Annotated in this window: 17 protein-coding genes and 1 pseudogene; 9 read left to right on the forward strand and 9 right to left on the reverse strand. The window is 74.0% G+C overall.

Going from position 1 to position 18,025, the window contains the following annotated elements; genetic code table 11:
• Positions 1–2: 2 nt before the first annotated feature.
• The 5 genes from AMK26_RS05380 to AMK26_RS05400 are packed head-to-tail and all read right to left on the reverse strand — an operon-like array spanning position 3 to position 4,258.
• Positions 3–878: a tyrosine-protein phosphatase gene (locus AMK26_RS05380; RefSeq protein ID WP_073752417.1), complete on the reverse strand. Its 876-nt coding sequence runs from the start codon at positions 876–878 to the stop codon at positions 3–5.
• Positions 869–1,936: an NAD(P)H-dependent flavin oxidoreductase gene (locus AMK26_RS05385; protein ID WP_073752419.1), complete on the reverse strand. Its 1,068-nt coding sequence runs from the start codon at positions 1,934–1,936 to the stop codon at positions 869–871. Before AMK26_RS05385 ends, AMK26_RS05380 begins: the two co-directional genes overlap by 10 nt.
• Positions 1,936–2,676, reverse strand: coding sequence for a CoA-transferase subunit beta (locus tag AMK26_RS05390; RefSeq protein WP_073752421.1), 741 nt, complete (start codon positions 2,674–2,676; stop codon positions 1,936–1,938). The genes AMK26_RS05385 and AMK26_RS05390 overlap by 1 nt, the downstream gene beginning before the upstream one ends.
• The gene (locus AMK26_RS05395; RefSeq protein ID WP_073752423.1) at positions 2,655–3,506 is read right to left on the reverse strand and encodes a CoA transferase subunit A; all 852 of its coding nucleotides are present in this window, start codon (positions 3,504–3,506) and stop codon (positions 2,655–2,657) included. The genes AMK26_RS05390 and AMK26_RS05395 overlap by 22 nt, the downstream gene beginning before the upstream one ends.
• A complete protein-coding gene (locus AMK26_RS05400; protein WP_073752425.1) occupies positions 3,503–4,258 on the reverse strand; it encodes an enoyl-CoA hydratase family protein in 756 nt (251 codons plus the stop codon). Before AMK26_RS05400 ends, AMK26_RS05395 begins: the two co-directional genes overlap by 4 nt.
• A gap of 64 nt (positions 4,259–4,322) precedes the next feature.
• On the opposite strand from AMK26_RS05400, the gene AMK26_RS05405 reads away from it, so the two are divergent.
• The 5 genes and pseudogenes from AMK26_RS05405 to AMK26_RS05425 all read left to right on the forward strand — a co-directional run bounded on the left by AMK26_RS05405 (position 4,323) and on the right by AMK26_RS05425 (position 7,615).
• Positions 4,323–5,093, forward strand: a complete 771-nt coding sequence (locus tag AMK26_RS05405; RefSeq protein ID WP_073752427.1) for an SDR family oxidoreductase — start codon at positions 4,323–4,325, stop codon at positions 5,091–5,093.
• Positions 5,090–5,332: pseudogene (locus AMK26_RS38675) on the forward strand (SDR family NAD(P)-dependent oxidoreductase); the annotation flags it as partial. The gene AMK26_RS05405 and the pseudogene AMK26_RS38675, both read left to right, overlap by 4 nt.
• 297 nt (positions 5,333–5,629) lie before the next feature.
• Positions 5,630–6,595, forward strand: a complete 966-nt coding sequence (locus AMK26_RS05415; RefSeq protein ID WP_079277474.1) for an SDR family oxidoreductase — start codon at positions 5,630–5,632, stop codon at positions 6,593–6,595.
• 349 nt (positions 6,596–6,944) lie between these two features.
• Entirely contained in the window at positions 6,945–7,340 is a 396-nt protein-coding gene (locus AMK26_RS05420; RefSeq protein ID WP_073752429.1) for a ribonuclease domain-containing protein, read from the forward strand.
• A complete protein-coding gene (locus AMK26_RS05425) occupies positions 7,334–7,615 on the forward strand; it encodes a barstar family protein (RefSeq protein ID WP_073752431.1) in 282 nt (93 codons plus the stop codon). Before AMK26_RS05420 ends, AMK26_RS05425 begins: the two co-directional genes overlap by 7 nt.
• Before the next feature lie 29 nt (positions 7,616–7,644).
• On the opposite strand, the gene AMK26_RS05430 is transcribed toward AMK26_RS05425, so the two are convergent.
• Both AMK26_RS05430 and AMK26_RS05435 read right to left on the reverse strand, forming a co-directional pair.
• The gene (locus tag AMK26_RS05430) at positions 7,645–9,123 is read right to left on the reverse strand and encodes an ankyrin repeat domain-containing protein (protein ID WP_073752433.1); all 1,479 of its coding nucleotides are present in this window, start codon (positions 9,121–9,123) and stop codon (positions 7,645–7,647) included.
• 47 nt (positions 9,124–9,170) lie between these two features.
• Positions 9,171–10,064 (reverse strand): hypothetical protein, encoded by an 894-nt coding sequence (locus AMK26_RS05435; RefSeq protein WP_073752435.1) that lies wholly within the window; start codon positions 10,062–10,064, stop codon positions 9,171–9,173.
• Positions 10,065–10,293: 229 nt separating this feature from the next.
• On the opposite strand from AMK26_RS05435, the gene AMK26_RS05440 reads away from it, so the two are divergent.
• Positions 10,294–11,067, forward strand: a complete 774-nt coding sequence (locus AMK26_RS05440; protein ID WP_073752437.1) for a serine protease — start codon at positions 10,294–10,296, stop codon at positions 11,065–11,067.
• Positions 11,068–11,123: 56 nt separating this feature from the next.
• On the opposite strand, the gene AMK26_RS05445 is transcribed toward AMK26_RS05440, so the two are convergent.
• Entirely contained in the window at positions 11,124–12,866 is a 1,743-nt protein-coding gene (locus AMK26_RS05445) for a glycoside hydrolase family 35 protein (protein ID WP_073753060.1), read from the reverse strand.
• A gap of 115 nt (positions 12,867–12,981) precedes the next feature.
• Here AMK26_RS05445 and AMK26_RS05450 point away from each other — a divergent pair, with 115 nt between their 5' ends.
• Both AMK26_RS05450 and AMK26_RS05455 read left to right on the forward strand, forming a co-directional pair.
• A complete protein-coding gene (locus tag AMK26_RS05450) occupies positions 12,982–13,869 on the forward strand; it encodes a helix-turn-helix domain-containing protein (protein ID WP_073752439.1) in 888 nt (295 codons plus the stop codon).
• An 11-nt stretch (positions 13,870–13,880) separates the two neighbouring features.
• Positions 13,881–14,231 carry a chorismate mutase gene (locus AMK26_RS05455; RefSeq protein WP_073752441.1) on the forward strand — a complete coding sequence of 117 codons (351 nt, stop codon included), beginning with the start codon at positions 13,881–13,883 and terminating at the stop codon, positions 14,229–14,231.
• On the opposite strand, the gene AMK26_RS05460 is transcribed toward AMK26_RS05455, so the two are convergent.
• The gene (locus AMK26_RS05460; protein WP_073752443.1) at positions 14,228–15,286 is read right to left on the reverse strand and encodes a DUF6183 family protein; all 1,059 of its coding nucleotides are present in this window, start codon (positions 15,284–15,286) and stop codon (positions 14,228–14,230) included. The two genes, AMK26_RS05455 and AMK26_RS05460, sit on opposite strands and share 4 nt — an antisense overlap.
• Before the next feature lie 112 nt (positions 15,287–15,398).
• On the opposite strand from AMK26_RS05460, the gene pepN reads away from it, so the two are divergent.
• Positions 15,399–17,882, forward strand: coding sequence for an aminopeptidase N (pepN, locus tag AMK26_RS05465; RefSeq protein WP_073753062.1), 2,484 nt, complete (start codon positions 15,399–15,401; stop codon positions 17,880–17,882).
• The last annotated feature ends 143 nt before the right edge of the window (positions 17,883–18,025 follow it).

Below are 18,025 nucleotides of genomic sequence, written 5' to 3' on the forward strand. Positions count from 1 at the left end.
GCTCAGCCCACCAACTGGGCCCGGAGCGCCGCCAGCGTGCGGTGCTCCAGGCCCAGCCCGGCGGTCAGGTAGCGGTACAGGTTCCCGTACGCCTCCGACACCGCCGCCAGCGCCGCGTCCAGGTACTCCGTCCGTACCTCCTGCAACGGAATGAGCAGGTCCGGGTTCTGCATCAGCCCGGCCTGCTTCAGGTAGGCGCGCAGCTGGGCGTCGTACGCGGCGCGGAAGGTGTTCGACGCCAGGTAGTCCGCCACGGCCGTCCGCTCCGGCACGCCGAGCGCGGTCAGCAGCAGCCAGCTCGTCCAGCCGGTGCGGTCCTTGCCGGCCGTGCAGTGGTACAGCAGCGGTGCCCGGCCGGCGGACGCGATGTCGCGGAGCGTGGCGCCGAACCGCGCGCGGTTGTCGGCGCTCGTGACGAACGTGCGGTAGACCTCGCGCATGAACGCGGCCGCCCGGCCGCCGCCCAGCAGCTCCTCCTGCCGGACCGGGTCCGCGGAACCGATGGCGGTGCGCAGCCGCGCGTACAGACCGTTGTCGGTGACGGGGCGGGAGACGGGCACGAGCCCGTCCGGGAGGCGGTCGGGCCCGTCGTACTGGACCTCCAGCGGGATCCGGAAGTCGATCACCTTCGTCAGGCGGAGGCCGGAGAGGGTGACCAGGTCCGCGTCGGTGAGCCTGCTCAGCCCGTCGGCCCGGTAGACCAGGCCATGGCGGACCGTCTCGCCGTCGTAGGTGCGGTGACCGCCCAGGTCGCGGACGTTGACCGCGCCCTGGAGGGGGATGTGACGGCCGGCGGTGCTCGCGCCGGCCGTCCCGGTCGCCGCCATGAGGGCGGCCGTCGTCGCTGTCATGAGCAGAGTGCGTCTCGTCAGGGCCATGGCCCGACTCCTTCGGGTGAGGGGAGTGCGCGGAGCACGTGGTGTGCCTCGGACATGACGCGCCGGACGAGGTCCTCGCAGCTCGGAAGGTCCTCGATCACCCCCGCGACCTGCCCCGAGGCCATGACGCCCAGGTCGGGGCGGCCCTCGACCATGGCCGCCCGCAGGAGCATCGGTGTGTTCGCGGCGAGCAGGACCTGGCTCCAGGACAGGTCCCTGCCGTGCTTCATGGCCAGCCCGTCGCGGACCATCCGCGCCCACGACAGGCCCGACAGCTTCCGGAACCGCGCCGCCCGCCGTACCGCCTCCGTCAACGCCCGGGCGCGGCCCGCCCGTTCGAGGGAGGCGACGAGTTCGGTACGCAGCATGCGGTGCGGCAGACCGTCGACGGCGGTCGTCACCGTGACGTCCCTGACCGTCGCCGCCAGGTAGGCCGCCTTCACCGGACCGGGGACGGGCGAGTCGGAGGTGAGCAGGAACCGCGTCCCCATGGCGATGCCCGCCGCCCCGTACGCCAGCGCCGCCACCAGCCCCCGCCCGTCGTGGAACCCGCCCGCCGCGACGACCGGGATGTCCACCGCGTCCACGACCTGGGGCAGCAGGACGGAGGTGGCCACCTCGCCGGTGTGCCCGCCGCCCTCCGCGCCCTGCACGATCACCGCGTCCGCGCCCCACGCCGCGACCTTCTCGGCGTGGCGGCGGGCCCCGACGGACGGGACGACCACCACGCCCGCGTCCTTCAGCTCGGCGATCAGCTCCCGGGAGGGCGCGAGGGCGAACGAGGCGACCCGTACGCCCTCCTCGACGATGATCCGCACCCGCTCGCGGGCGTCCGCCGCGTCCGCCCGCAGATTGACGCCGAAGGGCGCGTCCGTACGGGACTTCACCTCGGCGACGGCGGCGCGCAGCTCGTCGGGCGTCATCGTCGCGGAGGCGAGGATCCCGAGGGCACCCGCACGGGCGGTGGCGGTGACCAGGCGCGGCCCGGCGACCCAGCCCATGCCGGTCTGGACGATGGGGTGGCGGACGCCGGTCAGCTCGGTGAGCGCGGTCTCCATCACCCCCGCACCTCACGCTCGCGCGTACGGCCGGGGTCGAGGACCTCGCGGATGAGGGTGAGCTCCTCGGCGGTCGGCTCGCGGGTGTATGGGACGTCGTCGGGGACGTCGAGGGCGAAACCGGTCGCTTGGACGACCTCCTCGACGGTGACGCCCGGGTGCAGCGAGGCCAGCCGCATGGAGCGGTCGGGTGTGGCGAAGTCGAGGACGCCGAGGTCGGTGACGACGCGCCGGATGCGGTGGTACGCGGCCCCGGCGGCTTCCGCCCGGTCGTACCCGAGACCGCACACCATGTCGACGCGCTCGACGAAGACGCGGGGGGAGTGGCGGGGGATCCAGTAACTGGTGGGGTTGTTGAGGGTGTTGACGGGCGCGCCACGCACGCCGAGGAGCTGGCGGGTGGGCCGCGACCAGTCACCGACGCAGGAGATGTTCTGGTTGCCGTACCGGTCGATCTGGCTCGCGCCCATCATCACGTGCCGTCTGCCGCCGGTCACCAGGGCGAGGTGGCGGCGGTAGGGGAGCCAGCCCTCGACCGTGCCGTCGGGGCGCACCAGCATCGCCTCACCGTCGGTGAGCAGCAGGTCGGGGGAGAAGGTGAGCCGGGCGAGCCGGGCGCCGAGGGACGGGATCAGGCCCATGGGGCTCGCGAGGACCTCGCCGTCCCCGCGCCAGGCCTCGGCGCACGCGACCACGCAGTACTCGGCACGGGAGACGGTCACTTCTGTCCCTCCTGCCATGCCTGGACGGCCGCCTGGTACGCGGCTTCGCTGCCGCCGGAGAGGAAACGCCCCGCGAACTCGTCCCAGGGCGTGGTCGCGTACAGCTTCTGGAACGCCTCGTCGCGCCCGTGGTCGGGAACGCAGGAGGTGAAGTGGGCGCCGTTCGGGGTCTCGACGACGCCGGTGACGTACTGGCGCTGGACGAGCAGCGTCTGCGGGGCGGCGGCCTTGGTGAGTTCGGCGGTTTCGACGAGCCGTTCGCACGAGACGTACGCGGTGTCGGCGGCCTGGCAGAACAGGTCGTCGAAGTACGGGTCGGGGCCCAGGTACTGGCCGTTGCCGAGGCGGTCGGCGCGGTTGACGTGGACGAGGGCGGCGTCCATGCGCAGCGCGGGCACGGCGGCGAACTCCTCGCCGTCGTCGTAAGGGGACCGCACCGTACGCAGGGCGGGGTTGACGCGCATGACGTCGGAGCCGAGGCCCGCGCGGACGGGGAGGAAGGGGAGCCGGTTCGCGGCGGCGTGCAGGCCCCACATGAGCATGGCCTCGTCCAGCTCGGTCAGTTCGAGGGCGCCGCGCTCGCGGGCCGCCCGGAAGTGCGGCTCCAGGGGGATCGAGTCGAGGGTGGCGAAGGGGGCGACGAGCCTGCGGATACGGCCGGCGGCGGCGAGGAGGCCGACGTCGGGACCGCCGTAGGAGATGACGGTGAGATCGGTGATCCCGGACCGGAGCAGCGCTCTCACCAGGGCCATGGGCTTGCGGCGCGAGCCCCAGCCGCCGATGCCGATCGTCATGCCGCTGCGCAGCCGCGCCACGGCCTCGTCGGGGCTCATGGTCTTGTCGGTCACGGCGTCGCCTTGTCCTTCCCGAAGGTGTCGCGTACGCGGTCGGCGGCCCCGCTCAGGCTCGCCTCGAAGGTGAAGCCCTGCTCGAAGCGGTAGCTGCGGCGTACGTCGACGGGGTCGATGCCGTTGATGGCCGCCTTGGCGAGCCGCAGCAGGTGCCCGTCCTTGCGGGCGATCTCCCGCGCCAGCTCCCGTGCGGCGTCCTGGAGTCCGGCGCGCGGTACGACCCGCCACACCGAGCCGTGGGCGTGCAGCTCGGCGGCGGTGATCGTGCGGGAGGTGTAGTACAGCGCCCGCATCAGGTGCTGGGGGACCAGCCGCGCCAGGTGCGTGGCGGCGCCGAGCGCGCCCCGGTCCAGCTCCGGCAGCCCGAAGGTGGCGTCGTCGGAGGCGACGATCGCGTCCGCGTTCCCCGCGAGGCCGATGCCGCCGCCCAGGCAGTAGCCGTGCACCGCCGCGACGACGGGGACCTCGCACTCGTACACCGCCGCGAACGCCTCCGCGCAGCCCCGGTTGACGCCGATGAGCGCCCGGCGGTCCGGGGTGTCCCGCTGGAGCTCCTTGATGTCGACGCCCGCGTTGAAACCCCGGCCCGCGGCGGCGAGCACGACGCAGCGCGTGTCGGGGTCGCGCCCGGCGGCGCGGAGGGCGTCGGCGAGGGCGTACCAGCCCTGTACGGGAAGGGCGTTGACGGGCGGGAAGCCGACTTCGACGACCGTGATGCCCTTTTCGGGGCTTGTGGTGGAGACACCCATGGGAGGATCAGCTACCTTTCCACCAAACATTTGTTAGGCGCGTCTTCCGGGAAGGTAGCAGCGGATGGAGCTGGACGGGAGGGTCGCGGTCGTCACCGGCGGCACGCGAGGCGTCGGCGCCGGTATCGCGCGGGCGTTCCTCGCGGCGGGCGCCCATGTGGTGGTGTGCGCCCGCCGGCCGCCGCCGGAGCCGGTCGAAGTGGTGGGCCACCGGGCCGAGTTCGTGTCGGTGGACGTGCGTGAACCAGCCGCCGTGCGGGGCGTTTTCGCGGCCGTGGCGGACGCCCGCGGTCGCCTGGACGTGCTCGTGAACAACGCGGGCGGCACGCCGTACCGCCCCCTGGCGGAAGGGCCCGCCGAGCGGCACGCGCGCGTGCTGGAGCTCAACCTGCTCGCCCCGCTGACGGCTTCCCTCGCCGCGTACGAGCACCTGCGTGCCGCCCGCGGCTCGGTCGTCATGGTCGGCAGCGTGAGCGGGACGCGGCCCTCGCCCGGCACGGCGGCGTACGGCGCGGCCAAGGCGGGCCTGGAGAACCTGGCCGCCTCCATGGCCGTGGAGTGGGCGCCCGACGTACGGGTCAACACCCTGCTCCCCGGCATGGTCCGCACCGAGCTGGCCCACCTGCACTACGGCGACGAGGAGGGCGTCGCGGCGGTCGCGCGCACCGTCCCGCTGGGTCGGCTCGCCGAGCCGTCGGACGTGGGTGACGCGGCGGTCTTCCTTGCCTCCGACCGCGCCGCGTACATCACCGGCGCGTCGCTCCTCGTCCACGGGGGCGGGGAACGCCCCGCTTTCCTGGACGCCGCAACCGCCAACAAGGAGACCTCCAGATGACCGAACCGGACGGAATCTGCGCGGGCCGTGTCGTCGCCGTCACCGGCGCCGGCCGCGGCCTGGGCCGCGCCCACGCCCTGGCCTTCGCCGCCGAGGGCGCCCACGTCGTCGTCAACGACCTGGACGTCGGCCTCGACGGCTCGCCGCCCCGCGATGCCGCGTCGTCCTGCGATGCCGCGTCGGCCCACGGGGCTCCGTCGGCCCACGGGGCCGCGTCGGCCCACGATGCCGCGTCGGCCCGCGGCGGGGCACCTTCCCGCGATGGGTGGCCGTCTCGCGGCGGGGGGTCCGCCCGCGACGCGGGGCCGTCTCGCGGCGGGGCGCCGTCCCGCGACGGGAGGCCCTTCAACGACGGGTCGCCGTTCCGTGACGGGGGGCCTTCCCGCGACGGGTGGCCGTCTCGCGGCGCGTGGCCGTCCGACGACGGGGTGCCCGCCCGCGGTGGGGCCTCCGCCGACGGCGGGTCGCCGTTCCACGACGGTTCGGCGTCCCACGGCGGGGCGTTCCTCCACGGCGAGTGGCCGTCCGACGACGGGATGCCCGCCCGCGGTGGGGCCTCCGCCGACGGCGGGTCGGCGTTCCGCGACGGGGGGTCCGCTCGCGGCGGGGCGTTCGCCCAGGGTGGGGCCTCCGTCGACGGCGGGTCGGCGTTCCGCGACGGTTCGGGTGCCTTCGATGCGGCGACCGCGCCGGGCGGCGGCCCCGGTGGGGGAGCCGCCGCCGTCGGCCCCGCCCAGCGGGTGGTCGACGAGATCCGGGCGCTCGGGGGCCGGGCCGTCGCGCACGGCGGTGACATCGCCACCCCCGAGGGCGCCGCCTCCCTCGTCGCCACCGCCCTCGACGCCTTCGGGCGGCTGGACACCCTCGTCAACAACGCGGGGTTCCTGCGCGACCGCATGCTCGTCAACCTCGACGAGGACGACTGGGACGCCGTCGTACGCGTCCATCTCAAGGGCCACTTCCTGCCCCTCAAGCACGCCGCCGCCCACTGGCGGGCCGAGTCCAAGGCGGGCCGCACGCCCCAGGCCCGTGTCGTCAACACCAGCTCGGGAGCGGGCCTGCTGGGCAGCGTCGGCCAGGCCAACTACGCCGCCGCCAAGGCGGGCATCCTGGCCCTCACCCTCGTCGCTGCCGCCGAACTCGCCCGCTACGGCGTCCAGGTCAACGCCCTCGCCCCGGCCGCCCGCACCCGGATGACCGAGCGCACCTTCGCCGCCACCATGGCGGCCCCCCGCGACGACGGCTTCGACGCCATGGCCCCCGAGAACGTCTCCCCGCTCGTCGTCTGGCTCGGCTCGGGCGCGCCGAGCGCGGGCGTCACCGGCCGGGTCTTCGAGGCGGAGGCGGGCCGCATCACCGTCATGGACGGCTGGCGCCCCGGCCCCACAGCCGAGAAGCCCGCCCGCTGGCTCCCGGCCGAAGCGGGGGAGGCCGCCCGCGCGCTCCTGGCCACCGCGCAGGCGCCTCTCCCGGTGTACGGGGCGGGCCCGCACACGCCCTAGCGTCGCTCGTCCGCCCGTACGGACAGGTGCCGGGCGAAGAACGCGCACACCAAGCCCCGCACGGCAGGCACCGATTCGATTGCCGGCGACGGCCGGACCGCTGGGGGAACCTGGTCCCGGCGGCCGAGGCGCCCCGTTTCCTCGGCGTGTTCGACGACGGCCTGGAGGACGCACCAGGTGTGGAACGTGGTGGAGGGCCTGCATCCATGACACTGGCGAAGCAGGCCGCGGCGGCGTACGAGGGCGACGTTCACCGTCTCGCCCCGTACGTGTCCGACGCGTCAACATCCGGGTAATTCCCGTTACTTGGCGTTGACGTGCCCACATCTACACGCGTCATCATCGGCGTATGCGAATCCCCCCACGCTTCACCCTGCTCGGCGCCGCCACCGCGCTGCTGGCCGCCCTGTTCACCGGACCGGCCACCGCCGCTCCCACCGTCCCCACCGCCATCACGGCGGTCGGGGACATCTGTTACTCCCGGCTGCCTTCCCAGGCACACGACACGCTCGACCTCATCGAGACCGGAGGCCCCTACCCCTTCCCCCAGGACGGCACCGTCTTCCAGAACCGCGAAGGCATCCTGCCGAGCCGCACCACCGGCTACTACCGTGAGTACACGGTCATCACCCCCGGCTCCGACACCCGTGGCGCCCGCCGTATCGTCACCGGAGACGCCACGCGGGAGGACTACTACACCGCCGACCACTACGCGTCCTTCGACCTCGTCGACCACCACTGCTGAGCGTGTACGTCATCGAGGGCCGCCGGGTCACCACACCGGCCGGCTTCTGGCGGGCCGTCGGCGAGGCCGTCAACGGCCCCGGCGGCTACTTCGGCCACAACCGTGACGCGTTCGCGGACTGCCTGAGCGGTGGCTTCGGTACGCCGGAGGACGGCGGCTTCGCCTTCGAGTGGCGCGACCACGACGTCTCGCGCCGCGCCCTCGGACCGGCGTTCTTCGACGAGCTCGTGGAGATCATGGAGGAGCGGGCGCCGGGAGCGCTCCGGCTGCGCTGACCCCGATGCCCGGGCCCGCGCCCGGGCGGTCAGCGGCGGCGCGGCAGGGTGTGCTCCAGGCGCCGCCTGTCGCGCTCGTCCCGTACGTGTTCCAGGGCGCCCTCGGCGATACCGCGCGCCGAACTCCCCGGCGCCTCGCCGCCGAGGACGCGCGCCAAGGCGTCCAGGGCCCGGGTGTCCTGACGCTTCGCCAGGCCCCGGGCGGCCTCGGCGGCCGTGTCGGCGTCGGGGTCGTCCAGCCGGGCGGCCAGGGCCTCCCGGAGGGCGGGGGAGTCGTCCGGCACCTCGGCGAGCGCCAGGGTCGCCCAGTCGCGCACCTCGGGGGCCGCGTCGCGGCTCAGCCCGATCAGCACCTCCACGCCCTCGCGGTGGCCGGCGGGCACCAGACCGGTGAGCGCGACGGCGACCCCGCGCCGCACGCCGGTGTCGGGGTGCGCGGCGTGCCGGAGGATCTCGGGCAGCGCGGCCGGGTCGCCGTGCTGCCCGAGCGCGCCCACGGCGGCCGCCACCAGTTCGGTGTCCCGCGCCTCCCGGGCCACCTCCCGCAGCACCGGCAACGCCCGCGCCCCGCCGGAGCCGAGCCGGCCGAGGACGTCCGCCGCGAGGGCCTGCCGGAGCGGGTCGCCGCTCGCGGCCCAGGCGACCGCCGCCTGGAACGTCTCCTCGTCGCCGCGCCGCGACAGCGCCTCCACCGACTCGGTCCAGTCGTCCTGCTCGGGGTCGCTGCAGCGCAGGGCACGCGCCGCCAGCTCCTCGTGGCCGGTGCGGATGCCCAGCGCGCCCTCCAGGAGCGTGGCGATCGCCGCGTGGCCGGTCTGCTGTTCGGCGCCCGCGCCGGGCACACCGTCCCGCAGCAGCTCCACGACGACGGTCACCCCGCCGTCCTCCGGCACGTGCCGCGTGACGACCTCGTACTCACCCGGCCCGTACGCCTCGACCAGGTCCCGCCGCAGCGCCTCCGCCACATCCGTGCCGGCCCACCGCCGCGCCTCGCGCAGCGCGTCCTCCAGGCCCGGCGCGCCACGCGCCAGCAGCGCCCGCACCACCGCGGGCGAGCCGCGCCGCGCGGCGGCGACCAGCGGCAGCTCCGCGCCGGGCGCAGGCCCCGGCAGGCCGGGGTCGGCCCCGTACTCCAGCAGGGCCTCCACGGTGTCGGCGTACCCGTTGCGCACCGCCCACGTCAGCGCGGTGAACCCGAACTCCTCTCGCTGGTCCGGCCGTGCCCCGGCGGCCAGCAGCGCCCGTACGGCCCCGGTGTGCCCGCCGCACGCTGCGCCGCACAGCGGCAGGTCACCGGCCCCCTCCCCGCTGCCGCACCCCGGGTGCGCCCCGGCGGCGAGCAGCAGCCGCACGATCCCCGCGTGATCGCTCACCGCGGCCAGATACAGCGCGGTCTGCCCGTCCTCGTCGGTCGCCTCGGCCGGGACACCCGCCCGCAGCAGCCGCACCACCGCGTCCTCGTCGCCGCCGTGGACGGCTTCGAAGAGGTCCTCCACATCGCTGGTCATGGTCCGACCTTCGCCCGCCCGCCCCCCGGCCGCCAAGTGGATATCCGTCAGGTGTCGCACTCCAGCACCGTCCGGCACAGCCCGCACCGTGCCCGCACCCGGCCCCGCACCGGGATCCGGATGCGCTGGTGGCAGGTGGGGCAGGGGAACGAGACCCGCAGCGCGGCCTCGTGGCCGCCGCCCTCGAAGGCGTACGGCAGGCCGGTGACGGCCCCCGGATGGTCCTGGGCGTACCGGCGGTCCTTGGCGTAACGGTGCCGGCCGGCCCAGCCCGCCGCCGTCAGCGGGGGCTGCCGCCCGTCGCGCAGGGCCACCGTCCGGCCCTCGGTGTACGCGGTGTACCCCTGGGGGCTGGTGAACCAGGGCGAGGGGTCCTCGCCGAACGCCAGGGCCCGCTTGGCCAGCACGTACCCGAACTCCTCCGGTGTCAGGTAGCCCAGCTTCTGGCTCGACACCCCGTCCTCGCGGTACGCGTCCAGCAGCAGCCAGCCGGCCCCCAGGTACGTGGTCACCGTGTCCGTCAGGATCTCGTTGTCCCGCGTGCCGGGGAAGCTCAGGCCGAGCCGGTGCAGCAGCACATGGGTGATCTCGTGGGCGAGGGCCGCCCCGATGTCCCGGCGATGCGTACGGAACCGGTCGTTCAGCTCGATGAAGTACTCGGGCCCCGCCGCGAGTTCGACGCTCGCCGCGTGCGTCATCTCCCGGAAGCTGACGATCATCCGTGCGTCCGGCAGCCGCAGCTGCTGCACCAGCGCGTGGGCCACCCGCTGCGCGCCCAGGTGGAGGTCGTCGCCGTCGGCGAAGGCCACGTCGGCGGGGGCGACGCTGCCGGCGTACGCGTACAGCCCTTCCTGGGGGAGCCGCCGGTACAGGGCGGTGATCGCCGCCCGCACGGTGTCGAGGTGCGGGTAGCCGTGCACGACCTCACTGCCGTTCGCCACGTCCCTGCCCCCATGTGCGACGTCGACTCCCCTCCACTGTAAGCGCCCGCGTAAGAGCCCGTACGGGTGTACAGGCACCGTTCACATGGCCGAAAACACGGCCTTGTGGGCGCGTCGACCGCCTCCGGATAATCCGGGACACGCCTTGACGGGACCATGTCATCGAGCTGCCTGGCGGCACGGGCCCCGTCGTGTGCGCACGGCTCAACCCCCCACGAAAGGCAGACAGTTGTCCAAGCTTCTTCGCGCCCTCAAAAGATGCGCCGCGGCCGGCGCCGTCGCCCTCGCCGCGGTCAGCCTCCAGCCCACCACCGCCTCCGCCGCCCCCGCGCCGGTCGTCGGAGGGACACAGGCCGCCCAGGGCGAGTTCCCGTGGATGGTCAGGCTCTCCATGGGCTGCGGCGGCTCGCTGCTCACCCAGCAGATCGTGCTGACCGCCGCCCACTGCGTCAGCGGCTCCGGCAACAACACCAGCATCACCGCCACCGCCGGTGTCGTGGACCTCCAGAGCTCCAGTGCCATCAAGGTCCGCTCCACCAAGGTCCTCCAGGCACCCGGCTACAACGGCAAGGGCAAGGACTGGGCCCTGATCAAGCTCGCCCAGCCGATCAACCTGCCCACCCTGAACATCGCGTCGACCACGGCGTACAACAGCGGCACCTTCACCGTCGCCGGCTGGGGCGCCACCCGCGAAGGCGGCGCCCAGCAGCGCTACCTGCGCAAGGCGACCGTGCCGTTCGTCTCCGACGCCACCTGCAGGCAGGCCTACGGCAACGCCCTCGTCCCGGCCGAAGAGATCTGCGCCGGTCTGCCCCAGGGCGGCGTCGACACCTGCCAGGGCGACTCCGGCGGCCCGATGTTCCGCCGCGACAACGCCGGGGCGTGGATACAGGTCGGCATCGTCAGCTGGGGCCAGGGCTGCGCACGGCCCGACTACCCCGGCGTCTACACCGAGGTGTCCACCTTCGCCTCCGCCATCAAGTCCGCGGCGGCGAACCTCTAGCACGGCGAACCTCCAGCACGGCGGGGGGCAGGCCCGGCGGGGCCTGCCCCCTCCCGCTACGCCAGGCGTACGCGGCTCCCGGCGCCCTCCAGCTCCAGCACCCACACCTCGTTCGCCCCCTCCCGCAACACCGGCCCCGGCACGAACAGCGACTCCTGCGGGCCCACCCCCCAGTACCGCCCCAGGCAGAACCCGTTCACCCACACGAACCCCCGCGTCCAGCCCGGCAGTTCCAGCGCCGCGTCCCCCGCCCCGGCCACCTCCACGACCGCCCGGTACAGCCCCTGCGCACCCTCCCGGGAAGCTGGCGTGAACGGCACCTTCCCCACCCCGTCCGCCGTGAACGCGTCCACCCGCAGCCCCCGCGCCCGCACCCCGTGCACGTACTGCCGCTCGTGCCGCACCCCGCCCGTGATGCCCTTGCTCTCCGCGAGCCGCGGCCCGTAGTTGACCCGCCCCAGCGACTCCACCCACAGCTCCACCACCGCGGGCCCCGCCACCAGCTCCGCCAGCACCGCGTCCTCCGCCTCCAGCACTCCCGCACGGACCCCGTCCACATACACCACCGCCCGGTCCCGCAGGCCCGTCACCGACAGCGGATACGGCTGCCGCGGCCCCGGCACCCGCAGCCGGTAGCGCACCAGGCCCCGGTCCACGCCCAGCTCCTCGAAGGTCGGCGGCACCGGACCGTCCCACTCCTCGTCGCCCAGCGCCTCCAGCACGCCGTCCAACGGCGCCCACTCCGCGACGGCCGCCTCCACGGGCGCGGCCAGCCGCACGGGCGGCGCCGGAACCGGCGGCAGCGGGCCCTCCGCGTACCGGGCCAGCACCTCCCGGAACGCCCAGAACTTCGCCGTCGGCAGCCCCGCCTCGTCGACCGGCGCGTCGTAGTCGTACGACGTCACCGTCGCCTCCAGCGCACCGTCATGCAGCTCACCCGCCCGGTTCGCCCCCGCCCAGCCGCCGAAGTTCGTCCCCCCGTGCGCCATGTAGACGTTCACCGACGCCCCGCACTGAAGGATCTCCGCCAGCGCCGCCGCCGCGTCCTCCGCGTCCCGCACGGCATGCGCGTCGCCCCAGTGGTCGAACCAGCCGCACCAGAACTCCATGCACATCAGCGGCCCGCGCGGCTGGTGCCGCCGCAGCACCTCGAAGGCCTCCCGCGCCCCCGACCCGAAGTTCGCCGTCGCCAGCACCCCCGGAATCGACCCGCCGGTCAGCATGTGGTCCTCCGGCCCGTCCGACGTGAACAGCGGCACGGTCACCCCGCACGCCTCCAGCAGGTCCACGATGTGCCGCAGATAGCCCGCGTCGGAGCCGTAGCTCCCGTACTCGTTCTCCGCCTGCACCATGATCACCGGACCGCCCCGGTCGACCTGCCGCGCCACGACCTGCGGCAGCAGCGTGTGGAACCAGCGGTTCACATGGACCAGGTACTCGGCGTCGTCCGTCCGCACCCGCCGCCCCAGCCGCCCCGTCAGCCAGTGCGGCAGCCCGCCGTTCTCCCACTCCGCGCAGATGTACGGGCCCGGCCGCACGATCGCCCACAACCCCGCCGCGTGCACCGCGTCCAGGAACCGCCCCAGCGCCGCCACGTCCCGGTACCGGCCCATCTCCGGCTCGTGCAGGTTCCACGGCACATACGTCTCCACACAGTTCAGGCCCATCGCACGCACCATCGCCAGCCGGTGGTCCCACTGCTCCTCGTGCACCCGGAAGTAGTGCACCGCCCCCGACAGCAGCCGCACCGGCCTGCCGTCCAGCAGAAAATCCTCATCACCCACCGTGAAAACTGCCACCATTCCACCCATCTCCTGGTCACGTACCGCGACCAACTGTCGCCCTCTGGCGGTCGGCGGGTCCATGGACAAAGATCAGCGCTGCATGGACACAACGGGGCAGGGAGGCCGAGGGATGTACCACACCTGGATGCGCTTCTTCACACCCAGCCCGCTGCACACACGCCTCGGCCTCACCTGCCTCGGCGTCGGCCTCCAGCACGGCACCCTGCCCACCGTCGGCCCCCGCACCCTCGACCACCACGTCGCCGTCGTGATCAACGCCGGCGGCGGCTGGTACCGGGGCCCCGACGGCCGCCGTACCACGGTCACGGCACCCGCACTGCTCTGGCTCACCCCCGGCGTCCCCCATCACTACGCGCCCGACCCCGCCACCGGGTGGGACGAGGGCTTCGTCGACTTCACCGGCCCCGTCACCGCCACCTACACCGAACTCGGCTACATCGAGCCCGACCGCCCCGTCGTCCCGCTCGCCGACGCCGGCCCCGCCCGCGCCGTCATCGGCCGCATCGCCCGCGCCGCCCGCCGCGGCAACCCGCTCCTCGAAGTCGAGACGTCCGCCGCCGTCCACGAACTGCTCGTCGCCCTGCGCCGCGCCCGCGCCGACACCAACGCCGACGGCGACCCCGTCCTCGAAGCCCTCGCCCGCGACGCCTTCCAGCCCCTGACCGTCGCCGAACACGCCGCCCGGCACGGCATGACCCCCGCCGAGCTGCGCACAGCCGTACGACGAGGCGCGGGCTGCAGCCCCAAGGACTACCTCCTCGGCATCCGCCTCGGCCGCGCCAAGGAACTCCTCGCCGGCACCGAGCTCCCCGTCGCCGCCGTCGCACGCCGCGTCGGCTACGACGACCCCGCCTACTTCTCCCGCCTGTTCACCCGCCGCGTCGGCACCGCCCCCGTCCGCTTCCGCGAACAGCAGGGGCGTACGGTACCGGGAGGCTGGAGCACCCGGATCCCAGATCCCGAACACCCACCGACGATCACCACGGGACACGTCTAAGCTCGCTCACCATGAGCACGAGCCAGACCGGCCGGGTCGACGACACCGGCGACATCGACGAATCCGTACGCGCCGAGCTGACCCAGCTGCGCGAAAGCATCGACAACATCGACGCGGCGGTCGTCCACATGCTGGCCGAGCGGTTCAAATGCACCCAGCAGGTCGGCCACCTCAAGGCCCGCCACCACCTCCCCCCGGCCGACCCCGCCCGCGAATCCCGCCAGATCGCCCGCCTCCGGCAACTCGCCGAGAGCGCCAACCTCGACCCGGCCTTCGCCGAGAAGCTGCTGAACTTCATCATCGCCGAGGTCATCCGCCACCACGAGACCATCGCCGGCGGCGCACCCCCCACCGACGACTAGTCCGTCTCCGTGTGCGCCAGCACCGCGGCCCGCGTCCGGCCCGGATCCAGCACCGCGAACGCGACGTCCGTCAGGTCACCGCAGAACCAGTCGTTCCCGCCGTGCCGCTCCACCGCGAACCGCAACCAGCGGTGCTCGGCCGCCCGCCGCACCGCGTCGTACGGCGACACCTCCGCGCCCAGCCCCATCAGCGCGTACAACCCGCGCCACGCCAGCAGCCTGCCGTACGCCCCCATCCCCGGCTCACCCCACAGACCGCCCCCGAACGCCGCCACGAACAGATCGCACAGCACGTCGTCCGCCGTCGTGTGCACCGCCGCCATCGTCCGCGTGGACGTCCCCGCCAGGCACGGCGCCGGCAGCCCGGCCAGCAGCGCCGCGTTCCAGTCGACCGGATCCAGCGGCCCCGGCAGGACGTAGAACCGCACGTCCTGCGCGCCCTCGTCCCCGAACGGCGCCACCACCGCCGCCCCCCGCGCCACCTCCCGCACCTCCCGGGCACCCCGCCCGGCAGCGGCCCCGGCAGCGGTCGGCGGCACCTCGGCGTACCGGGACCGCAGCTGCGCCGGGCGCGGCGAACCGAGCACGCTGCCCGGCGTCCACCCCCCGTCACGCAGCCGCCGCTCGAAGTCCAGCCAGGCGAGCGGCAACCACGCCAGCGGATGCCCCAGCTCCGCCAGCCGCTCCCGGTACGCCACGTACGGCCCACCGTCCAGGCCGAACCGCAGCGCCATCTCCTGCAACAGACACGCACGGAACTCCGCCGCCCGATCCAGCCGCTCCGGCAGCCCCGCGAACAGCGGCTCCAGCGCCACCCTGCTGGGCCGCCGCGCCAGCCGCCAGGCGGTCCACCGCACCAGCCGGCGCCCACCGGCCGGCCCGTCGGGACCCACCACCTCACAGGCGATCCGCGCCGCCCACTCGGTGGCGTCCCTCGTCTCACGCGCGCACAGCGCCTCGACGACGCCCAGGACGCCGCCGGTGCTCGAACAGGCCACCGCCCAGTCGTACAGCCGCGCCGGTTCCAGATCGCTCAGATCATGATCCCCGTTCACGGCCAGGAGAGTACGCCCCCGGCGCACGCACCCACCGGGGGAGCCCGCCACCGGATCAGCCATGAGGAGAACCCCCGTGCCCCGCCCCCACCCCATCGGGCAGCATGGCCCCATGCCCGTACTGACGCGCGACGAAGCGCAGACCCGAGCCCAGCTCCTCGACGTCCACCGGTACACGGTCGACCTCGACCTCACCACCGGTGATGAGACCTTCGACTCCACCACCCTCATCCGGTTCACCGCCCGCACCGCCGGGACCACCTTCGTCGAGCTCAAGCCGGCCACCCTCCGTACCGTCACCCTCGACGGGCAGCACCTCGACCCCGAGACCCTCACCGACAACCGGCTCCCCCTCACCCTCACCGAGGGCGAGCACACCCTCCGCGTCGACGCCGCCATGCGCTACTCCCGCACCGGCGAGGGCATGCACCGCTTCACCGACCCCAGCGACGGCGAGACCTACACCTACACCCAGCTGTTCATGGAGGACGTCCAGCGCGTCTTCGCCGCCTTCGACCAACCCGACCTCAAAGCCGTCTTCGAGGTCGCCGTCACCGCCCCCGACGGCTGGACCGTCCTCGCCAACGGCATCACCACCCACCAGGGCGACGGCCGCTGGCAGGCCGCCCCCACCCCCCTCATCTCCACCTACCTCGTCGCCGTCGCCGCCGGCCCCTGGCACTCCATCCGCACCGAGCACGCCGGACTGCCCTTCGGCATCCACTGCCGCCGCTCCCTCGCCCCCCACCTCGACGCCGACGCCGACGAAATCCTCGACGTCACCCGCCAGTGCTTCGACCGGTACCACGAGAAGTTCGACGAGCCGTACCCCTTCGACTCCTACGACCAGGCCTTCGTCCCCGAATTCAACGCCGGCGCCATGGAGAACCCCGGCCTGGTCACCTTCCGCGACGAATTCGTCTACCGCTCCGCCGTCACCGTCACCGAACGCCAGACCCGCGCCATGGTCATCGCCCACGAAATGGCCCACATGTGGTTCGGCGACCTCGTCACCCTCACCTGGTGGGACGACATCTGGCTGAACGAGTCCTTCGCCGAATACATGGGCTACCAGACCATCAACGAGGCCACCAGCCGCTACCCCGACACCTGGGTCGACTTCGGCATCGCCCGCAAGGCCTGGGGATACGACGCCGACCAGCGCCCCTCCACCCACCCCGTCGCCCCCGACCCCGACGCCGTCCCCGACACCGCCTCCGCGATGCTCAACTTCGACGGCATCTCCTACGCCAAGGGCGCCTCCGCCCTCCGCCAGCTCGTCGCCTGGCTCGGCGAGAAGGACTTCCTGGCCGGGATCAACACCCACTTCGCCCGCCACAAGTTCGCCAACGCCACCCTCGCCGACTTCATCGACAACCTCGCCTCCGCCACCGACCGCGACGTCCACACCTGGGCCGAGCAGTGGCTGCGCACCACCGGCGTCGACACCCTCACCCCGGCGTACGACCAGGCGAGCCGCACCCTCACCGTCACCCGCACCGGCAGCCGCCCCCACCACGTCACCGTCGGCGTCTACGACCACGACCTCGCCGACGGCGGGCGCCTCGTCCTCCGCGACCGCCTGGAGATCGACGTCCCGGAGCAGGCCCCCGCCTCGATCCCCGGCCCCCGCCCCGCCCTCATCGTCCTCAACGACGGCGACCACACCTACGCCAAGATCCGCCTCGACGAGCACTCCGAGGAACGCGCCCTGCGCACCCTCTCCGGCATCCCCGACGCCCTCACCCGGGCCGTCGTGTGGAACTGCCTGCGCGACATGGTCCGCGACGGCGAACTCGAACCCACCGCCTACCTGCAGACCGCCCGCGCCCACCTCCCCGAGGAGAGCGACCTCGCGATCGTCCAGGGCGTCCTCGGCTTCGCCTCCACCCACATCGCCGACCGGTACGTCCCCGCCGAAGACCGCCCCGCCGCCCTCGCCCTGCTCACCGACCTCACCCGCGACCTCATCCGCCGCACCGAGGACGGCAGGGACCCGGGCCTGCGCCTCACCGCCGTACGCCACTACATCGACGCCACCGACCGGCCCGGCACCCTCCACGGCTGGCTCGACGAGGCCGGTGTCCCGGGCGGCCCCGAACTCGACCCCGAACTGCGCTGGCGCATCCTGGCCCGGCTCGCCGTCCTCGGCGCCACCGACGAGGCCGCCATCGCCGCCGAACTCGACCGCGACCCCAGCGCCACCGGCCAGGAGGGCGCCGCCCGCTGCCGCGCCGCCCTGCCGACCGCCGAGGCCAAGCAGGCGGCCTGGCACCGGATGTTCACCTCCGACGACCTCTCCAACTACCTGTTCACCGCCACCGCCCAGGGCTTCTGGCAGCCCGAACAGGCCGAGCTGGTACGGGAGTACGTCCCCCGCTTCTACCCCGACGCCGCCGCCCTCGCCGACCGCCGAGGCCCCGCCATCGCGGAGGCGGCCGGCCGCTACGCCTTCCCGGCCCACGCCGTCGACACCGCCCACCTCCGCCTCGGCGAACAACACCTCGCCGACGACAACCTCCTCCCGGCGCTCCGCCGCAAACTCACCGACCAGATCGACGACCTCCGCCGCGCGCTGCGCGTCCGCAAGGCCTGACCACCCACCGGCCCCGCCCCACCGCCCGGCGGACGGCGTGTGGCGGGGCCGTGCAGGGTCGTCCCCACAGGGGTTGGCGGCCATGTATGGGCTCCCAGGATCCGTACCCAAGGCCGCCGGCGCCGAGGAGACGAGCCCGGAGG

The sequence above is a fragment of the Streptomyces sp. CB03234 genome, assembly GCF_001905885.1.
Taxonomy (GTDB): Bacteria; Actinomycetota; Actinomycetes; order Streptomycetales; family Streptomycetaceae; genus Streptomyces.